This window comes from Pseudomonas bubulae (genome assembly GCF_900618535.1).
GTDB classification, from domain to species: domain Bacteria; phylum Pseudomonadota; class Gammaproteobacteria; order Pseudomonadales; family Pseudomonadaceae; genus Aquipseudomonas; species Aquipseudomonas bubulae.
Genome location: NZ_UYJA01000004.1, coordinates 335275 through 352257, shown reverse-complemented (window position 1 = coordinate 352257; position 16983 = coordinate 335275). Strand labels below are relative to the sequence as shown.

Sequence of the window (16983 nt, the reverse complement as noted above, 5' to 3'; positions counted from 1 at the left end):
TCAGGGTCTCAGAAATACTTGTCCAGAAAAGCGAAATATCGCTCACGTATCTCGGGCGTTTCATTCGCCAGATGGTGCCGGGCTTCAGGCAACAGCAGTGTCTGCGGCTGATTGAACTTGGCCTTGAGCACCTCAAGGTTATGCTGCCAATCCACCGTTTTATCGTCCTGGCCCTGAATCACCAGCGGCTGCCGCGCACTCGGTGCCGCGCCTTCAATTCGCGGGATCCAGCGCGCCAGGGCACCCACCCAGGCCGTCGGCAAGCGCACCGGTTGCAGAGGGTCGGCTTGCAGAAACGGCAAAAAATCCGGGTCGTTGGAGTTTTCGCTAAAACGCCGGGCAATGCCTTTGACGAACGGGCGCAGCAGGTAGTAGCTGAGTTTCGACCAGCTCCAGCCCTTGGGTCGCACCAGGGGCGAAAGCAGTATTGCCTGGCCCTGTGCCGGGCTTTGCGCACCGCAGCGCAACAGGTGATCGAGCACAATCGCTCCCCCCGTGCTTTGCCCGCACAGATGCCAGGGCTGCGGCAACTGCAATGATTGCGCTTCGATAAACAGGCCTTGCAGCACCGCCTGGTACCGCGCGAAATCGTCGATACTGGCCCGCTCGCCACTGGACAGCCCGTGCCCCGGCAGATCACAGGCGATCACTACAAATCCGTGGTCCAGCCCCCATTCGATCACATGCCGGTAAAGCCCCATATGATCGTAAAACCCGTGAATCACAAACAAGGTCGCCACGGGTGACGAGGCTGGCCACCACACCTGACTGACGATCTCGTAACCCCCCGCAGTGAAGCGCCCCAACTGACGTTTGACTGGCGCCTGACGATGGGGAAAATCCAGACCGTAATAACGCTGATACGCCAGGGCTTCACTCGATAACGGCTGGCCCGCCGCCAGCGGCTGCAGGCTGGCGCGCAAGGAATCGGGAGAAAACAGGGCAGGCATAGAGGCTTCCAGGCAGGGCGCAGGCGCGCAAAACAGGCTTTATAGACCTTCAATATTCATCTGTCAGGTCAAGCATGGCAAGCTACGCGGCCTTCAAGGAGCTTTCCAATGCCGGTGCCCCCGTTCAAAACCCTGTTGGCCTGCCTGCTGACGCTGATCTGCGCGGTGGGGTTGTGGACGGCCTACGACTGGTTCCAGGGCCGCTATATCCGTGCCTTCAGTGATCAGGCCGCTTTGTTCTCCGGGGATGTACTGAGCCTGCCCGCCGAACTGTCGGGTCCGGGTGCCATTCGCGTGGTGCACTTCTGGGACCCGGCGTGCCCCTGCAACGTCGGCAACCAGCAGCACCTCAGCGAGCTGCTGGCTCATTACGCGCCCCAAGGCGTCGAATTCTACTCACTGCAAAAGCCCGGCACTCACGGTCAATTACCCGCCACCCTGGGCGCGATCAAGGCGCTGGCCAGCCTGCCCGGCGCCGAGCATCTGAGTGCCAGCCCGGCCGTGGCCATCTGGGACCGCAGTGGCCAACTGGCCTACTTTGGCCCCTACAGCGAAGGGGCCACCTGCAACGCCAGCAACAGTTTCATAGAACCCATCCTGCAAGCCCTGAGCGAAGGTCGCCCGGTCAAGGCCACCCATACCATGGCGGTGGGCTGTTACTGCTCCTGGCAAGATAAAAGCGCCGCCCACTGATATCGCCCCGGCGCGTACGACCAGAACAAGGAGTTGCTTCATGAATCGCAGCCTGACCGTTATCGCCGTTGCCATTGTCGTCCTTGCAGGCGGCGGGGCCTGGTACGTGCAGAGCAAACTGCCCGTACGCCAGGGGCAGGTGGCGCTTGCAGCGTTGCAGGGGCCGGTCACGGTGCGTTATGACGAGCGCGGTGTGCCGCATATTCGTGCAGGCAACCAGGCGGATATGTACCGGGCCCTGGGCTACGTTCAGGCACAAGACCGGCTGTTTCAGATGGAGATCATGCGCCGCCTCGCCCGAGGCGAACTGGCCGAGGTGCTGGGCCCCAAGCTGGTCGATACCGACAAGCTGTTTCGCAGCCTGCGCATCCGTGAGCGGGCTGCGAGTTACTTGACTGAGCTGGATCACCAGTCCCCGTCATTTCTGGCCTTGCAGGCGTACCTGGACGGGATCAATCAATACCAGGCCAACAACCCCAAACCCGTGGAGTTCGACCTGCTGGGCATCGCCCCCCGGCCCTTTACCGGCGAAGATACCATCAGTGTCGCCGGCTACATGGCTTACAGCTTTGCCGCCGGCTTTCGTACCGAACCGCTGCTGACCTATATACGTGACCAACTGGGCAGCGATTACCTGAAAATCTTCGACCTCGACTGGCAGCCCCAGGGCGTATTGTCTCCTGCACTGGCGGCCAGCGACTGGGAAACCCTGGGGGCGCTGGCCCAACTGAGCGATCAGGCCCTGAGCCAGGCGGGCTTGCCGCAGTTTGAAGGCAGCAACGCCTGGGTGGTGTCAGGCAAACGCACACAAAGTGGCAAGCCACTGCTGGCGGGTGACCCGCATATCCGTTTTGCGGCACCGTCTGTGTGGTACGAAGCGCAGCTGTCGGCACCGGATTTCGACCTGTATGGCTACCATCAGGCGCTGGTGCCGTTCGCTTTTCTGGGCAATAACCCCGATTTTGGCTGGAGCCTGACCATGTTCCAGAACGACGATCTGGACCTGATCGCCGAGAAGACCAACCCCGATAACCCCAATCAGGTCTGGTATCACGGTCAATGGGTCGACATGACCCGCAGCGAACAGCAGATTGCCGTCAAGGGCGAGGCGCCGGTGATCCTTACTCTGCGCCAGTCGCCCCACGGGCCGATTATCAATGACGTGTTGGGCGCTACCGCGGGCAACACGCCGATTTCCATGTGGTGGGGCTTCCTGGAGAGCAAGAACCCGATCCTCGAAGGCTTCTACCATCTCAACCGTGCTGACAGCCTGAGCAAGGCGCGTACGGCTGCGACCTATATTCAGGCGCCCGGTCTGAATCTGGTGTGGGCAAACGCCAAAGGTGATATCGGCTGGTGGGCAGCGGCGCAACTGCCCAAGCGCCCGGCCGGAGTCAATCCGGCGTTTATCCTCGACGGCGGCACAGCACAGGCCGACAAAGACGGTTTTTACCCGTTCAGCGCCAACCCCCAGGAAGAAAATCCGGCGCGGGGTTATATCGTGTCAGCCAACTTCCAGCCATTGTCGCCTGTCGGCATCGAGATCCCCGGTTATTACAACCTGGCTGATCGCGGCCAGCAGCTTGATCGTCAGCTCCGCGATGACAGCGTCAAGTGGAACCTGAAAAACAGCCAGGCCCTGCAGCTGGGTACTGCCACGGGCTACGGTGAGCGTGTGCTCAAGCCTCTGTTGCCGGTGCTGCGCGAAGTGGTCACGGACCCGGGCGAACGCAAACTGGTGGAGCAACTGGCACAGTGGAAGGGCGATTATCCGCTGGACTCAACTGCGGCGACCTTGTTCAACCAGTTTTTGTACAGCCTCACAGAGGCCACCATGCGCGACAAACTGGGCGACAGTTTTTTTGATGCCATGCTGACTACGCGTGTGATCGATGCTGCCTTGCCGCGCCTTGCGGCCAGCCCGGATTCACTGTGGTGGGACAACCGCAGCACCGCGCGCACAGAAACCCGCGCCGATACGGTCAAGGTGGCGTGGCAGGCCAGCATCGCCCATTTGAAGGCCACCCTGGGTGACGACCCCGGGCAATGGCGCTGGGGCGTGGCCCACACCCTGACCCATGAACACCCGCTGGGGCGGCAAAAGCCCCTGGACTGGCTGCTCAACGTCGGCCCCTTCGCCGCCCCCGGCGGCCACGAAGTGCCCAACAACCTCAGCGCCAAACTGGGCAATGCCCCGTGGCCAGTGAGCTACGGCCCGTCTACCCGGCGCCTGATCGACTTTGCCGAGCCGTCCCACGGGCTGACCATCAACCCGGTCGGGCAAAGTGGCGTGCCGTTCGACAAGCACTACCGCGACCAGGCCGAGTCCTACATCGAGGGTGATTACGACAAACCGCATATGGACGAAAACGAAATCCAGCTCAATACCCGCAGCACCTTGCGGCTGGTGCCAGCGGGGTAAGGCCGATGTGGGAGCGGGCTTGCTCGCGACTGGATCGTCGCGGTCTTGCAGCGCCACCGCGCTGTCCGCATCGCGAGCAAGCCCGCTCCCACAGGGGTTGGGTCAGCGTTGAAAAAACTCGCGGGGCAGGGGCTCAAGCCACCGCATAATTGAGCACGATCCCCACAAAAATCGCCAACCCTGCCCAGTGGTTGTGCAGGAAGGCCTTGAAGCAGCGCTGCGGATCACGGTCGCGGGTGTACCAGAATTCCCACACAAAACAGCCCGCCGCCGCCAGCAGGCCAAGGTGGAACCAGCCGCCCAGCTCAAAGTGCGACCCTGCCAGCAGCAGGCAACCCAGGGCCAGACCCTGCAGGCTGAGGATGATCACGCGGTCGGCATCGCCAAACAGGATGGCGGTGGATTTAACCCCGATCTTGAGATCATCTTCGCGGTCGGTCATGGCGTAGTAGGTGTCGTAGGCCACTGTCCACAGCAGGTTGGCGATGTACAGCAGCCAGGCCGCAGCCGGCAGGCTGCCGGTCTCGGCCGTAAAGGCCATCGGTATGCCCCACGAGAACGCTGCGCCCAGCACCACTTGCGGGTAGTAGGTGTAGCGCTTCATGAACGGGTAAGTGGCCGCCAGTGCCAGCGCGCCAAATGAAAGCCAGATGGTCGGAGCATTGGTGCACAGCACCAGCAGGAAGCTGACCCCCATCAACAGCGCAAAGAACACCAGGGCTTCTTTGCTGCTGATTTTGCCACTGGCCATAGGCCGTTGTTCTGTTCGTTTGACATGACCATCCACCTTGCGGTCGGCAAAGTCATTGATCACGCAGCCGGCAGCACGGGTCAACACCACGCCTAAGACAAAAATCAGCAGGTTACCCAGCGAGGGTACGCCTTTGGCGGCCACCCACAATGCCCACAAGGTCGGCCACAGCAGCAGGTAGATGCCGATGGGCTTGTCCATGCGGGTCAGCTGGATAAAGTCCCAGGCACGGGGGTTGAAACGGTTGAGTGATTTGAGCAGGCGCGTGTACATCAATTGTTCTCCGACCGGGCACCGAGGGCGGCCCACAGTTTGGGTAAAAACACTTCGGCCACCAGCACGCTCAGTTTGCCACGCACAAAGCGCGAGCGGCGTGCCCACAGGTGATCGACCTGATCAGCCTGCGGCAACCAGTTACGCGGGTAGTGGCACACCTGCAGGGCTCCGCGCTCAAAGGCCTGGTCGCTGAACAGCAACTCCCCCAGCGAGCGGTTGCCCAGTTCGTCCATGTTCAGGCCACCCTCTTGCAGTGAGCTTTTACCCGCGACACTGCGTGCAAACACCCAAGGCTCAGCGTGCCCGCGCAAATACACTTCGCGCACCCAGCCCTGAACGCCTTCAGGCAGGTCCAACGCAGCGCATTCATCCGGGCGCAGTACTTGCCAACCTTCATAAAGTGGAAGCACGCTGAAGGCATTATCTGAAATTGCAGTGAGACGCCGAGTCAGAGAGCCCTCGTCAAATAGCCAGTCCAGGGTCTGTGAGTCAGGCAGCGCAGGAAGTTGGCCTTGTTCAAGCCAGACAGGGGGGATAAGCGGAGAAGTTATGTGCGGCACGGTGGGTCATAATTGGCAGCCATTGAGGTCGGCGAGCTTATCACGCGGATCCTCGAATGAGCGTCCAAGGGACTTTTGCCCGTATTGGTGCTTGCATCTGCGGGTGGTCATCAGTACAAAACGCCCTGAATTTGACGAGTAACACGGCGCCTGTTGATAAGTCCGTGGCCTTGTCCAAGCCTGAACCTTTAGGAAATACCCAGATGAAGAAGTGGCAATGCATTGTATGTGGACTGATTTATAACGAAGCCGACGGCTGGCCGGATGATGGCATCGCCCCCGGTACCCTGTGGCAGGACGTACCTGAAGACTGGCTGTGCCCGGATTGTGGCGTCGGTAAAATGGATTTCGAGATGATTGAAATCAACTGATCAACCCTTTTAAAACCTGATTCAACCTCTGGAGATTGGCATGAACGCACCTGTCGTGATCGTTGGCACCGGGCTGGCCGGCTATAACCTGGCCCGTGAGTTTCGCAAGCTGGACAGCGAAACCCCGCTGCTGTTGATCACCTCCGATGACGGGCGCTCTTACTCCAAGCCAATGCTGTCTACCGGCTTTGGCAAAAACAAAGAGGCTGACGGCCTGAGCATGGCCACGCCCGAGGCGATGGCCGAGCAGCTCAAGGCCCAGGTGCGTATCCATACCCGCATCAGCGGTATCGACCCGGGCCACAAGCAATTGTGGATCGGTGAAGAGGCGGTGCCCTATCGTGACCTGGTGCTGGCCTGGGGTGCGCAAACGGTGCAGGTCCCGGTGGAGGGCGACGCCCAGGATGCGATCTTCCCGATCAATGACCTGGAAGACTACGCGCGTTTTCGCGCAGCTGCCGCAGGTAAACGCCGCGTCCTGATCCTGGGCGCCGGGCTGATCGGCTGCGAATTTGCCAACGATCTGATCGCAGGCGGTTATGAGGTCGATCTGGTCGCGCCCTGCGAGCAAGTGATGCCAACCCTTTTACACCCCGCTGCTGCAGCGGCGGTGCAGGCTGGCCTCGAAAGCCTGGGCGCACGCTTTCATCTGGGCCCGGTGTTGACCCGCCTGCAACGTACCGACAGCGGCCTCGAGGCGCATTTGTCGGATGGCAGTGTCGTTCCGTGCGATGTGGTGGTGTCCGCCATCGGTTTGCGCCCTCGCATTGATATGGCCGCCGCTGCGGGGATCAAGGTCAATCGCGGGGTTGAGGTGGATCGTCAGCTTAAAACCTCTCACTCTCATATCTACGCGCTGGGCGATTGTGCCGAGGTCGACGGCCTTAACCTGCTGTATGTGATGCCGTTGATGAGTTGCGCCCGGGCGCTGGCGCAAACCCTGGCAGGCAACCCGACCGCGGTCAGTTACGGAGCCATGCCCATTACGGTGAAAACCCCGGTTTGCCCGCTGGTGGTGTCACCTGTGCCGCGTGGCTACGAGGGTGTGTGGACCGTGGAAGGTCAGGGCGCCGATATCAAGGCGCTGTGCCGCGACGCAGACGGCAAGTTGCTCGGTTATGCGCTGACGGGTGAGGCTGTTCGAGAAAAACTCGCGCTAAACAAAGAGCTGCCTGCACTTTTGGCGTAAAAGCGGCTCATTCTGTCGCATATGCCATTGCCTTGACTCAACAAAGCCTGTGCAGAGGCTGGCGCCGACCTTGGTCGCGTGCCATTCTCACACGGGTCTGCCGCAGTTTAGAGCCTGCGGCGCCTTGGGCGCTGTTCCGTAGAGAGCAGCACGGACATAACAACAAAAAACCGTCAATGAGGCTTCATCATGCGTAAACCCGATCTCGCCGCAGCTATCGCTGAAAAGGCTGACCTAACCAAAGAACAAGCCAACCGCGTTCTCAATGCGGTGCTGGAAGAAATCACCCAGGCCCTGCATCGCAAGGACAGCGTCACGCTGGTCGGCTTTGGCACCTTTATCCAGCGCCACCGCGGTGCCCGTACGGGGCAAAACCCGCAAACCGGCCAGCCGGTCACCATCAAGGCCAGCAACACGGTGGCGTTCAAACCGGGCAAATTCCTCAAGGACAGCGTGAATCCTTAAGGCACGGGCTACATGAAGAATGGGCAAGCTGGCCTTGCCAGCGGCCCGTTCTTGAGAAAACACGGGCCGATTGTGCGGCCATAAGTGGCAAAACCTAGCCCATCTACGCCTAACTCTGCAGAAATATGGCGTTCTTCGCTCAAATCGTTACACTGCGCCGGCCATTTTTTATTTCCCCGAGGCCGCGTACATGAAATTTCGTTTTCTGCTCTGGATGCTGGGCTTTTTGATGGGCAAAGCCAGCCGCAACAATCCTGCTTTCCAGCAACAATTGGTGGACAAGGATCTGGTGTTCCAGCTGCAAACCCTCGACGGCAAAGTGGCCCGTCATTTCAAGGTCAAAGACCAGCGCATCACCAGCCACGGCGGCCTGTACCCCGAGCCGGCGTTTGCCATCGCCTTTAAAGATGCCGCCTACGGCTTCGCTACGCTGCAGGCGAAGAACAAGCAACTGGCGTTCATGACAGGGATTCAGGACAAGTCGATTCAGATCAAGGGCAACCCGGCGCTGGTGATCTGGTTCCAGGGCCTGACCAAGTACCTCAAGCCGCGTAAAAAGGCCAAGGCTTAAGATCAAGAGCCCCTCACCCTAGCCCTCTCCGAGAGGGAGAGGGATGGGGCTTGTGCTTTTAGCTATTCAAGCCTGACCGAACTGCGCTGCCATCTCGCGCAGCAACACTTCAGCCTCCAATACTTTGCCCACCACCGCCTCAGCCTTTTCTCGTGGCACGCCAAGACGCTCGAACAACGCATCCGGCAACGGCGCACACGCACCGTGACCGACTCCGCGGCTGCGCAGCAAGCCCAGCGCCACACACACCAGGTTCGGATACTGCGCATCCACCCCCACATAAGCCGGGTCGTGTTGATAGCGTACGGCAATCGCCAACTCATCCGGCATCCCCCAAAAGCGCATCAGCCAGGCGCCCATCTGTTCACGGCTGATACCCAACAGGTGCTGCTCGATCAGGCTGTGGCTGACGTGGGGGTTTACCTCAAGATGCCGGCAGATCAGCGAAAAATGCGGCGGAAATACATGGGCCAGCAGCAGGTAACCAAAATTGTGCAGCAACCCGCCCAGGTAAGTCATGCCGACTTCGGGGCGCTGCTCCCGAGGCATGGCCCGGGTCAGCCCTTCAATCACCGCCGCGGTGTAGATCGACTGCTGCCAGTAAGGAGTGCTCGATTGCGGATGGTCCTTGGGCAGGCTCAGGGTTTTGCCCAGCGACAGGCTGAGTGCCAGGTTGATCACCAGATCAACCCCCAGCACGCGCACAATGGCGTCTTCGACCGAGCGAATCTTGCTCTGCGAGGCGTAAAACGATGACGAGGCCCAGCTCATGACCTGCGCCGCCAGCGCCGGGTCAGTTTCCACCACGCTGGTGATTTCATCGATGGTCACGTCAGGGTCGGAGCGCAGCCGCATGATTCTGCGCACGCTCTCGGACAGCGGTGGCAGTTCGATGGTGGCCTCCAGCCGCTGCTGGATGCGCCGCGCCGTGAAGGCCTGCACTGCCCGGGTGATGGCCTCGCCATCGTCCCCGCCGAGATCAGGTGTGATGGCGCCCAAAGGCTCGCCAAAACGGCCGGCGCTGGCGTTTTTGAGCAGGGGTTTGAAGTCTTGCTGGGCAATCTCCAGCCACAGGCCCGGTTCACCCGTGCTGATTAGCAGCGAGGGTTGTTGCAGCAAGTGTTCTTCGTACAGGCAGGGCGAGTTGACCAGCGCTGGCAAGCCCGGCAGCTGGCTCAGGCCATGCTTGTCCAGCAAGACCTGCAGGCGCTCCGGCGCAACGGCGGTCATGCGCCGCCCGGTCAAGTCGGCCAGACGGTTCAGATCAAGTAAATGATTCTGGGTGAACAGCACCAGCAGGGGACCGATCGAATCGTCGAGCAGTACGGCGTGCACCTTGCGCGCAGGGTCGAGCTCCGGGTGATCCGGGACTTTGCGATAGGCAACAGCCAGGTCACCGAGCAAGCGCCCGATAACGGACGGCGTGCTCGCAGCAACAAGGGCACTGGCAACTTCAGTCATGGTCTGCATCCGTTCTGTACAACTTGATTTTGATTAGCTCTTGATCGGCCGCCGGGCCATTTACTGAATGGTCTTTTACACCTGACCATATTGCTGACCGTGGCGCAGCCAGCGATCAAGCAGGGGGCTGACATGGCTCGGCCAGCGTTCGATCAACGCCTGGGCGGCCTCGCGCACGGCGGGCAGCAGGTCGGCATCGCGCATCAGGTCGGCGACCTTGAATTGCAGAAGACCGGTCTGGCGGGTGCCGAGCATTTCGCCGGGGCCGCGCAGTTCGAGGTCTTTTTCGGCGATCACAAAGCCATCGTTGGTCTCGCGCATGATGCCCAGGCGCTGACGGCCGATTTGTGACAGCGGCGGGTGATACAGCAGCACGCAATGGCTGACGGCGCTGCCCCGGCCCACGCGACCGCGCAACTGGTGCAGCTGGGACAGGCCGAGGCGCTCGGGGTTTTCGATGATCATCAAGCTTGAGTTGGGCACGTCGACGCCCACCTCAATCACCGTGGTGGCCACGAGCAATTGCAGCTCGCCAGCCTTGAAGCGCGCCATGACTTCAGCTTTTTCAGCGGGCTTCATTCGCCCGTGAATCAACCCGACGCGCAGCTCACCCAAGGCGCTGGAGAGGTCTTCAAAGGTGGTTTCGGCAGCCTGGCAGGTCATTTCTTCAGACTCTTCGATCAGGGTGCACACCCAATACGCCTGGCGCCCTTCAGCGCAGGCGGCGCGCACCCGCTCGATCACTTCGAGACGCCGCGTATCGACCACCAGTACCGTATTAACCGGAGTACGGCCCGGCGGCAGCTCGTCGAGGATCGAGGTGTCGAGGTCGGCATAGGCGCTCATGGCCAGGGTGCGCGGGATCGGCGTGGCAGTCATGATCAACTGGTGCGGGCACATCACCCCGCCCACGCCCTTGTTGCGCAGGGCCAGACGTTGCTGCACGCCAAAGCGGTGCTGTTCGTCGATGATCACCAGCGCCAGGTTTTTGAACTGCACGTTGTCCTGGAACAGAGCATGGGTACCGACCACCATCGGTACGCCGCTGGCGATTTGCTCCAGCGCACTGACCCGGGCCTTGCCCTTGAGCTTGCCGGCCAGCCACGCCACTTCAAGGCCCAAAGGCTCGAGCCAGCGCTTGAAGTTGATGAAGTGCTGCTCGGCGAGGATTTCCGTGGGGGCCATCAGGGCAACCTGATAACCCGCCTCAAGTGCTTGTAACGCTGCCATCGCCGCAACCACGGTCTTGCCGGAGCCCACGTCGCCCTGAATCAGGCGCAACATGGGTTCGGGCTGACTGAGGTCGTAGGCAATCTCGTTGCCAACCCGGGTCTGCGCGCCCGTCGGCGGGAAACCCAGATTGGCGAGGAACTGCACTGGCAGTTTTTTCGCCTTGGGCAACGCCGGGGCTTGTTGTGAACGCAGGCTCTCGCGCAGTCGCTGTTGCGACAGCTGGTGAGTCAGCAGCTCCTCAAAGGCCAGGCGGTGCTGGGCCCAGTGATGGCCCAGGGCGAGTTCTTCAACATCAGCATTGGCAGGCGGCTGATGCAGATAGCGAATGGCTTCATCCAGCGGGGCCAGTTGATAGTCCTTGGCCAGCTCCGGCGGCAACCAGTCGGGCAGGCTGCGCGGGCCGAGCATGGCCAGGCTTTGCTGGCTGAGCTGACGCAGGCGCTGTTGGGTCAGGCCTTCGGTGGTGGGGTAGATGGGCGTCAGCGTGGTGTCGACAGGTGGCGGTTCGTCGCCGGTAATGGCGCGGTATTCGGGATGGTAGATCTCCAGTCCCGAAGCGCCGGGGCGGGCTTCGCCATAGCAGCGCACTTCGGTGCCACGTTTGAGGCTTTCCTTCTGCGCATTGCTGAAGTGGTAGAAGCGCAGACTCAGGCCGCCGGTGCCATCGTTGATGCGCACCAGCAAGCTGCGGCGCTTGCCCATGACCACGTCGGCGCCAATGACCCGGCCCTCGACAACGGCATCCTGACCGGGGCGCAAAGCGCCAATCGGGACAACGCGGGTGCGGTCCTGATAGCGCAACGGCAAATGGAACAGCACGTCCTGGACGTTTTCCAGTCCGACCTTGGCCAATTTTTCGGCCATGGCCTCACCGACGCCCTTGAGCGCGGTGACCGACACTTTCGACAACTCGGTCATTGCTGTGGCACTTAGGTCGCGGCAGGCGGCTTGGCCACCGAGCACAGGCGGATCGAGTCGGCGAGGATTTCAATCGCCTTTGGCCGCGGGAAGCTGGCGCGCCAGGCGATGGCAACGGTGCGGAACGGTACCGGCGGGGTCAGCGGACGCACGGCCAGGATGCCCGGGGCATAGTGATGACTGTCGACAGCCGACAACGGCAGAATCGAGATACCCAGGCCGGAAGCGACCATGTGGCGGATGGTTTCCAGCGAGCTGGATTCGACCGTGGTGTGCATGGCGCCATCATTGCCTTTGGCCACAGTCGGGCAGGCTTCCAGCACCTGATCGCGGAAGCAGTGACCTTCGCCCAGCAACAGCAGGCTCTTGTCGTTGAGCAGGCTGGCGTCGATGGTGTCTTTTTTGGTCCACGGGTGCTCGCTGGGCATGAGCACGTAAAACGGCTCGTCATACAGCGGCATGGTCAGCACGTCGGCTTCCTGGAACGGCAGGGCGATGATGATTGCATCCAGCTCGCCGTTGCGCAGTTTGTCGCGCAGCACATGGGTGAAGTTTTCTTCGATATACAACGGCATCTGCGGGGCAACCCGGTGCAGTTGCGGGATCAGATGCGGGAACAGATACGGACCCACGGTATAGATCGCGCCTACTTTAAGCGGAGCGGTCAGCTGGTTCTTGCCGGCCTGAGCCAGTTCGCGAATGCCCTGGGCCTGCTCCAGCACCTTTTGCGCCTGGGCCACGATGGCTTCGCCCACGGGGGTTACACGCACGGCACTTTTGCTGCGCTCGAAAATCAGCACACCGAGTTCGTCTTCCAGTTTTTTCACACCCACCGACAGGGTCGGCTGGCTGACATGGCAGCGCTCGGCGGCGTGGCCGAAGTGCTGCTCTTGGGCGAGGGTAACGATGTAGCGTAATTCTGTAAGCGTCATAGCGTGCGTCCCTGTGGTTGCGGGCCAAGCATAGCGGCTGCAATCGATAGACGCACGTTATCAGACATTACCCTCAGAGCTACAGTAGCCAATCAAGGTATGACTGGTTTTTTATCCAGACCGCAGATGCACAAAGGGCACCCTGAGGTGCCCTTTGTGGTGTTAGCGCCGACGTTTATCGATGGAATAAACGAAGGGTGCCACGATCTCGATGCTGCCATTGGTCAGCATTTCAGGCGGCGGTTTGGGCAAGGGTTGTGCCCGGCGAATCATTTCCAGGGTGGCCCGGTCCAGATCGGCGTTGCCAGAGCGCCCTACCAGTTCGTAGGACAGTACCTTGCCTTCGGCGTCTACCACGAAGCGCAGACGGTTCAAGCCTTCCTTGCCACGGGATTGCGCAGCAGGCGGGTACTTTTTGTACTTGCCCAGGTGACTGAGCAAAGTGCCTTCCCAACTGGCCTTGGCCGCCAGTTGTTGCGCCGACGGCCCCGGTGCCGGTGCAGCGGATTTCTCGCTGGTATTTTTGGTCGGCGTTGCGTCGCTCGGTTTCTCTTCTGAAGGTTTCTCTTTGACCGGGTCCGGTTTTTCCACAGGCTTGGGCGGTTGAGGCTTTTGCTTGGGCTTGACCGGTTTGGGTACAGAAATCTTCGGCTTGGGCGCTTCGGCCAGCTTGGGTATCGGCAACTCTTCCACTGGCGCCGGGGGTTGTGGCGGTGTCACCACTTTGGGCGGCGCAGGCGGCGGTGGTGCTGGCAGCGGTGCCAGGTCAACCATCATCGCTTGCGGCGGAAGTTCGATAGCGCGCGGGTTGGACCATTGCAGGGCCAGAATCACGGCCACTGCATGGATGGCCAACACCGCGGCCAGGCTGATTGCGTAACGCGTCATCTTTTGGCGCGCTATGGTCATTTCTTGGCTGCCGTCTCAAGTCCGACCAGACCCACCTTCAAATAACCCGCTGCGCGCAAAGCATCCATCACGCTCATCAGGTCACCGTAGTCCACGCCCTTGTCGGCCTGGAAGAAGATCGTCGTGTCTTTGTTGTTGTGGGTCCTGGCATCCAGGGTCGGGCCCAGGGCTTCAACCGTGACCGGCTCTTCGCCCAGGTACAGGCGCTGATCAGCCTTGACGCTGAGGAATACCGGTTTCTCAGGGCGAGGCGCCGGTTTGGCGCTGGAAGCAGGCAAGTCAACCTTGATATCCACAGTGGCCAGCGGTGCTGCCACCATAAAGATGATCAGCAGTACCAGCATCACGTCAATAAAGGGGGTGACGTTGATTTCATGGTTTTCGGCGAGATCGTCATCGCCTTCTTTTAAATGCAGGCCCATGGCCGATTACCCCACTTTCACCATGTGCGGTTGCGAGCTGCGCTCGGGCGGCAGGTGATCGAGGTCACGGCTAACCAACAGCAACACTTCCGCAGACGCATCCGCCACCTGGGCCTTGTAGCCGGTGATGGAGCGGGCGAAGACGTTGTAAATCACTACCGCAGGGATCGCTGCGACCAGACCCAGTGCCGTGGCCAGCAGGGCTTCGGCAATACCCGGCGCAACAACTGCCAGGTTGGTGGTCTGGGTTTTGGCGATGCCGATAAAGCTGTTCATGATGCCCCATACGGTACCGAACAGACCGACGAACGGTGCTGTGGAACCGATGGTGGCGAGTACGCCAGTGCCGCTGCTCATGTTGCGACCGCACGCTGCAACCAGACGCTCAAGACGGAAGCTTACACGCTCCTTGATGCCTTCTTTTTCACGGCTGTTGGCCGACAGGCGCATTTCTTCAAGGGCGTCCTGCACCAGCAAGTGGGCCAGGGTGCCTTCTTTGCCAGCCGTCTCGCTGGCTTCTTTCAAGGTGCGAGCTTTTTTCAGTTGGGCAATTTCACTGCGCAGACGACGCTTGGCACCCAGGACTTCAAAGCCCTTGGCAATCCAGATCGTCCAGGTGATGATCGAAGCAATAGCCAGGCCGATCATTACGATTTTGACGATGATGTCTGCGTTTTTGTACATGCCCCAAGGCGACAGGTCATGGGCCATGCCCAGGCTGTTGTCTTCTTCTGCGACTATTTGCGGCGCGTTATCGGCTGGCGCAGCAGCGCCTTCAACCAGTGTAGGATCAGTCGTACCCGGTGCAGCAACAGGTGCCGGGGCAGCTGCTTCAGTGGCCGCGTGCACGGCCGGGGCAGCAGGCTCGTCGGCAAATGCCGCAACAGGTGCCAACATCAAGCTGAACATCAGCGCCGCAACCCCACGCCAGACGCGTGCAGGGCTCGAAGGCTGGGTTGGCGAAGCGGTGGGATGATTGCGTGTCATGCTAGCCGGACCTGAGAAAAGTAATGAGGTAATGCCCTACAACGCGTTGTAAGACCAAGGGCAAAATGATGGGTTATTATTGCAAGTAATTCTTGTTAACAAAAGCAATAGCATCTGTTTTTTTCGGAAGTCACGACTTTGGTCGTGCCAAATTACGTCTTTTTGTAACTTTTCATTAGGATTTTTGCGATGCCCAAAGCCTCTGTATTGATCGTCGGATGCGGTGATGTCGGCAGCCGTCTGGCGACTCAACTGCTCGACCAGGATTGGCAGGTCTACGGCCTGCGCCGCTCCATTGACCGTTTACCCACGGGCGTTATCGGTGTGGAGGGCGATTTGTTCAGCGAGCAATGCCCGACGCAATGGCCAACCGGGCAAATTGACTACGTGGTGTACAGCGCGGCGGCGACCGAGCATGACGAAGCGGGCTATCAGGCGGCATATGTAGACGGCCTGAAAAACACCCTGAGTTGGCTGGAGCAGCATGGTCAGCGACCCAAGCGTCTGCTGTTTGTATCCAGCAGTGGCGTTTACGCCCAGAAAGACGGGGAATGGATCGACGAAACATCGCCCGCCCTGAGCACCAACTACTCTGGCCGGATCATCCTGGATGCCGAGCGAGTGGCGCTGGAGAGTGGCATCGCTGCCAGCGCGGTACGCCTGACCGGGATCTACGGGCCGGGTCGTGAATGGCTGCTGGGGCAAGTGCGCAAAGGTTATCGCGTGGCGGTTGAGCCGCCGCTGTATGGCAACCGTATCCATGCCGATGATGCTGCGGGGCTGCTGGCCTTTCTGCTGGAGGCTGATCGTCAGGGCAAGGCGCTGGATGACTGCTATATAGGTGTGGATAACGCACCGGCGCCACTGGCAGAAGTGGTGGACTGGTTGCGCGAGCGGTTGGGCATTACCGAATGGGCCGCCGAAGCGAGCGTGCGCCGCGCAGGCAGCAAGCGCTGCAGCAATGCCCGCGCCAAGGCGCTGGGCTGGGAGCCGCGCTATTCGAATTATCGCGAGGGCTATGCTGCGATTTTGGGGGAGCAGGCCTGAGAGTTATCTTGTGGGAGCGGGCGTTTGGTTGGCTTACAGCTTCTCCAGCGCCCACTCACGCTTGCCCGGGTAGAACTGGGGCATTTCGTCGGGCGCTGAGACGTCCACCGCCTCGAAGATTTCAAGTGTGCGGCCTTTGCGCACAAAAATATGCGCTGCGCCCATTTCCCCCTGCTGAAGCCAGAGGCTGTCCAAACCGCCGCTCATAGTGGCGCAGTCACCTCCCAGGCACAGCTCATAGCCATTGATGCCAGGCAATCCACTGACTTGCCCCTTGGGCGAGAATGTCACCTTGGCACCCTGACCTGCACCACTCAGTACGCGCCATTCGCCCCCAAGATAGGCTGACTTGAGTGCCTGCTCAAAATGCACCGATTTGAACAAATCTGCATTTGTGCCCCGGGAAACTTCACCGACATCACTTTGAGCTGGACGTACGAACGCCTGCCGCGGAAAGGATTCAGTCGCTGCCTGTATTAATTCAGAGCCTTCGAGCTTCAGGTCAGTATTTTCACCGCCATAGAAATTGACCTTCCACGACGCGCTGCCATCAGGCACCAGCGTACCCTCGTCCCGCTCAAAGCTGCTTCGCCAGGTGGCCTTGGCGTTTTTGGCGTCGATGCTCCATTCCAGGGTTGGCCCTGACGACGACAAGGCGTCAAGCAGGCCGCCACCCTTGGCCGCTTCATCTATTGCTGCCTGATTGATCCAGATGCCACTGATATCACGGGGGGCGGGTTCGCTGGCACAACCACCCAAAACAATGGAGAGCAGTGACAACACTAGCGCTTTGCGCATGGTGGAATCCTTTTGAAGCCGGGAAGAG

General features: G+C 60.4%; 17 protein-coding genes. 7 read left to right on the top strand and 10 right to left on the bottom strand.

Going from position 1 to position 16983, the window contains the following annotated elements:
• Positions 1-8: 8 nt before the first annotated feature.
• Positions 9-950 (bottom strand): phospholipase BipL, encoded by a 942-nt coding sequence (bipL, locus tag PPTH39_RS16165; RefSeq protein WP_130872192.1) that lies wholly within the window; start codon positions 948-950, stop codon positions 9-11.
• A gap of 108 nt (positions 951-1058) precedes the next feature.
• On the opposite strand from bipL, the gene PPTH39_RS16160 reads away from it, so the two are divergent.
• Together PPTH39_RS16160 and PPTH39_RS16155 are read left to right on the top strand one after the other, a co-directional pair.
• Entirely contained in the window at positions 1059-1643 is a 585-nt protein-coding gene (locus PPTH39_RS16160) for a DUF6436 domain-containing protein (RefSeq protein ID WP_095017876.1), read from the top strand.
• Positions 1644-1683: 40 nt separating this feature from the next.
• On the top strand, positions 1684-4065 hold the full coding sequence (locus PPTH39_RS16155; protein ID WP_130872191.1) for a penicillin acylase family protein: 2382 nt from the start codon (positions 1684-1686) through the stop codon (positions 4063-4065).
• A 133-nt stretch (positions 4066-4198) separates the two neighbouring features.
• Here PPTH39_RS16155 and ubiA read toward each other — a convergent pair whose 3' ends face one another.
• Both ubiA and PPTH39_RS16145 read right to left on the bottom strand, forming a co-directional pair.
• A complete protein-coding gene (ubiA, locus tag PPTH39_RS16150; protein ID WP_095017874.1) occupies positions 4199-5089 on the bottom strand; it encodes a 4-hydroxybenzoate octaprenyltransferase in 891 nt (296 codons plus the stop codon).
• Positions 5089-5652 (bottom strand): chorismate--pyruvate lyase family protein, encoded by a 564-nt coding sequence (locus PPTH39_RS16145; RefSeq protein WP_130872190.1) that lies wholly within the window; start codon positions 5650-5652, stop codon positions 5089-5091. The genes ubiA and PPTH39_RS16145 overlap by 1 nt, the downstream gene beginning before the upstream one ends.
• A 203-nt stretch (positions 5653-5855) precedes the next feature.
• Here PPTH39_RS16145 and PPTH39_RS16140 point away from each other — a divergent pair, with 203 nt between their 5' ends.
• The 4 genes from PPTH39_RS16140 to PPTH39_RS16125 all read left to right on the top strand — a co-directional run bounded on the left by PPTH39_RS16140 (position 5856) and on the right by PPTH39_RS16125 (position 8248).
• Positions 5856-6023, top strand: coding sequence for a rubredoxin (locus PPTH39_RS16140; RefSeq protein WP_003437744.1), 168 nt, complete (start codon positions 5856-5858; stop codon positions 6021-6023).
• A 40-nt stretch (positions 6024-6063) separates the two neighbouring features.
• Positions 6064-7212: an NAD(P)/FAD-dependent oxidoreductase gene (locus tag PPTH39_RS16135; RefSeq protein ID WP_094999707.1), complete on the top strand. Its 1149-nt coding sequence runs from the start codon at positions 6064-6066 to the stop codon at positions 7210-7212.
• Positions 7213-7401: 189 nt separating this feature from the next.
• Positions 7402-7677, top strand: a complete 276-nt coding sequence (locus PPTH39_RS16130; RefSeq protein ID WP_016782719.1) for an HU family DNA-binding protein — start codon at positions 7402-7404, stop codon at positions 7675-7677.
• A gap of 190 nt (positions 7678-7867) precedes the next feature.
• On the top strand, positions 7868-8248 hold the full coding sequence (locus PPTH39_RS16125) for a helicase (RefSeq protein ID WP_094999708.1): 381 nt from the start codon (positions 7868-7870) through the stop codon (positions 8246-8248).
• A gap of 66 nt (positions 8249-8314) precedes the next feature.
• On the opposite strand, the gene PPTH39_RS16120 is transcribed toward PPTH39_RS16125, so the two are convergent.
• The 6 genes from PPTH39_RS16120 to exbB all read right to left on the bottom strand — a co-directional run bounded on the left by PPTH39_RS16120 (position 8315) and on the right by exbB (position 15110).
• On the bottom strand, positions 8315-9709 hold the full coding sequence (locus PPTH39_RS16120; protein ID WP_198417411.1) for an aminoacyl-tRNA deacylase and HDOD domain-containing protein: 1395 nt from the start codon (positions 9707-9709) through the stop codon (positions 8315-8317).
• A gap of 75 nt (positions 9710-9784) precedes the next feature.
• Positions 9785-11860, bottom strand: coding sequence for an ATP-dependent DNA helicase RecG (gene recG, locus PPTH39_RS16115; RefSeq protein ID WP_094999710.1), 2076 nt, complete (start codon positions 11858-11860; stop codon positions 9785-9787).
• 11 nt (positions 11861-11871) lie between these two features.
• The gene (locus tag PPTH39_RS16110; RefSeq protein WP_094999711.1) at positions 11872-12792 is read right to left on the bottom strand and encodes a hydrogen peroxide-inducible genes activator; all 921 of its coding nucleotides are present in this window, start codon (positions 12790-12792) and stop codon (positions 11872-11874) included.
• 162 nt (positions 12793-12954) lie between these two features.
• Positions 12955-13701: a TonB family protein gene (locus PPTH39_RS16105; RefSeq protein WP_094999712.1), complete on the bottom strand. Its 747-nt coding sequence runs from the start codon at positions 13699-13701 to the stop codon at positions 12955-12957.
• The gene (exbD, locus tag PPTH39_RS16100) at positions 13698-14123 is read right to left on the bottom strand and encodes a TonB system transport protein ExbD (protein WP_016782713.1); all 426 of its coding nucleotides are present in this window, start codon (positions 14121-14123) and stop codon (positions 13698-13700) included. Before exbD ends, PPTH39_RS16105 begins: the two co-directional genes overlap by 4 nt.
• A gap of 6 nt (positions 14124-14129) precedes the next feature.
• Positions 14130-15110 (bottom strand): tonB-system energizer ExbB, encoded by a 981-nt coding sequence (gene exbB / locus PPTH39_RS16095; RefSeq protein WP_094999713.1) that lies wholly within the window; start codon positions 15108-15110, stop codon positions 14130-14132.
• 189 nt (positions 15111-15299) lie between these two features.
• On the opposite strand from exbB, the gene PPTH39_RS16090 reads away from it, so the two are divergent.
• A complete protein-coding gene (locus tag PPTH39_RS16090) occupies positions 15300-16157 on the top strand; it encodes an NAD-dependent epimerase/dehydratase family protein (protein WP_094999714.1) in 858 nt (285 codons plus the stop codon).
• Positions 16158-16190: 33 nt separating this feature from the next.
• Here the strand turns inward: PPTH39_RS16090 and PPTH39_RS16085 are convergent, their stop codons facing one another.
• On the bottom strand, positions 16191-16955 hold the full coding sequence (locus PPTH39_RS16085) for a hypothetical protein (protein WP_094999715.1): 765 nt from the start codon (positions 16953-16955) through the stop codon (positions 16191-16193).
• Positions 16956-16983: the final 28 nt, after the last annotated feature.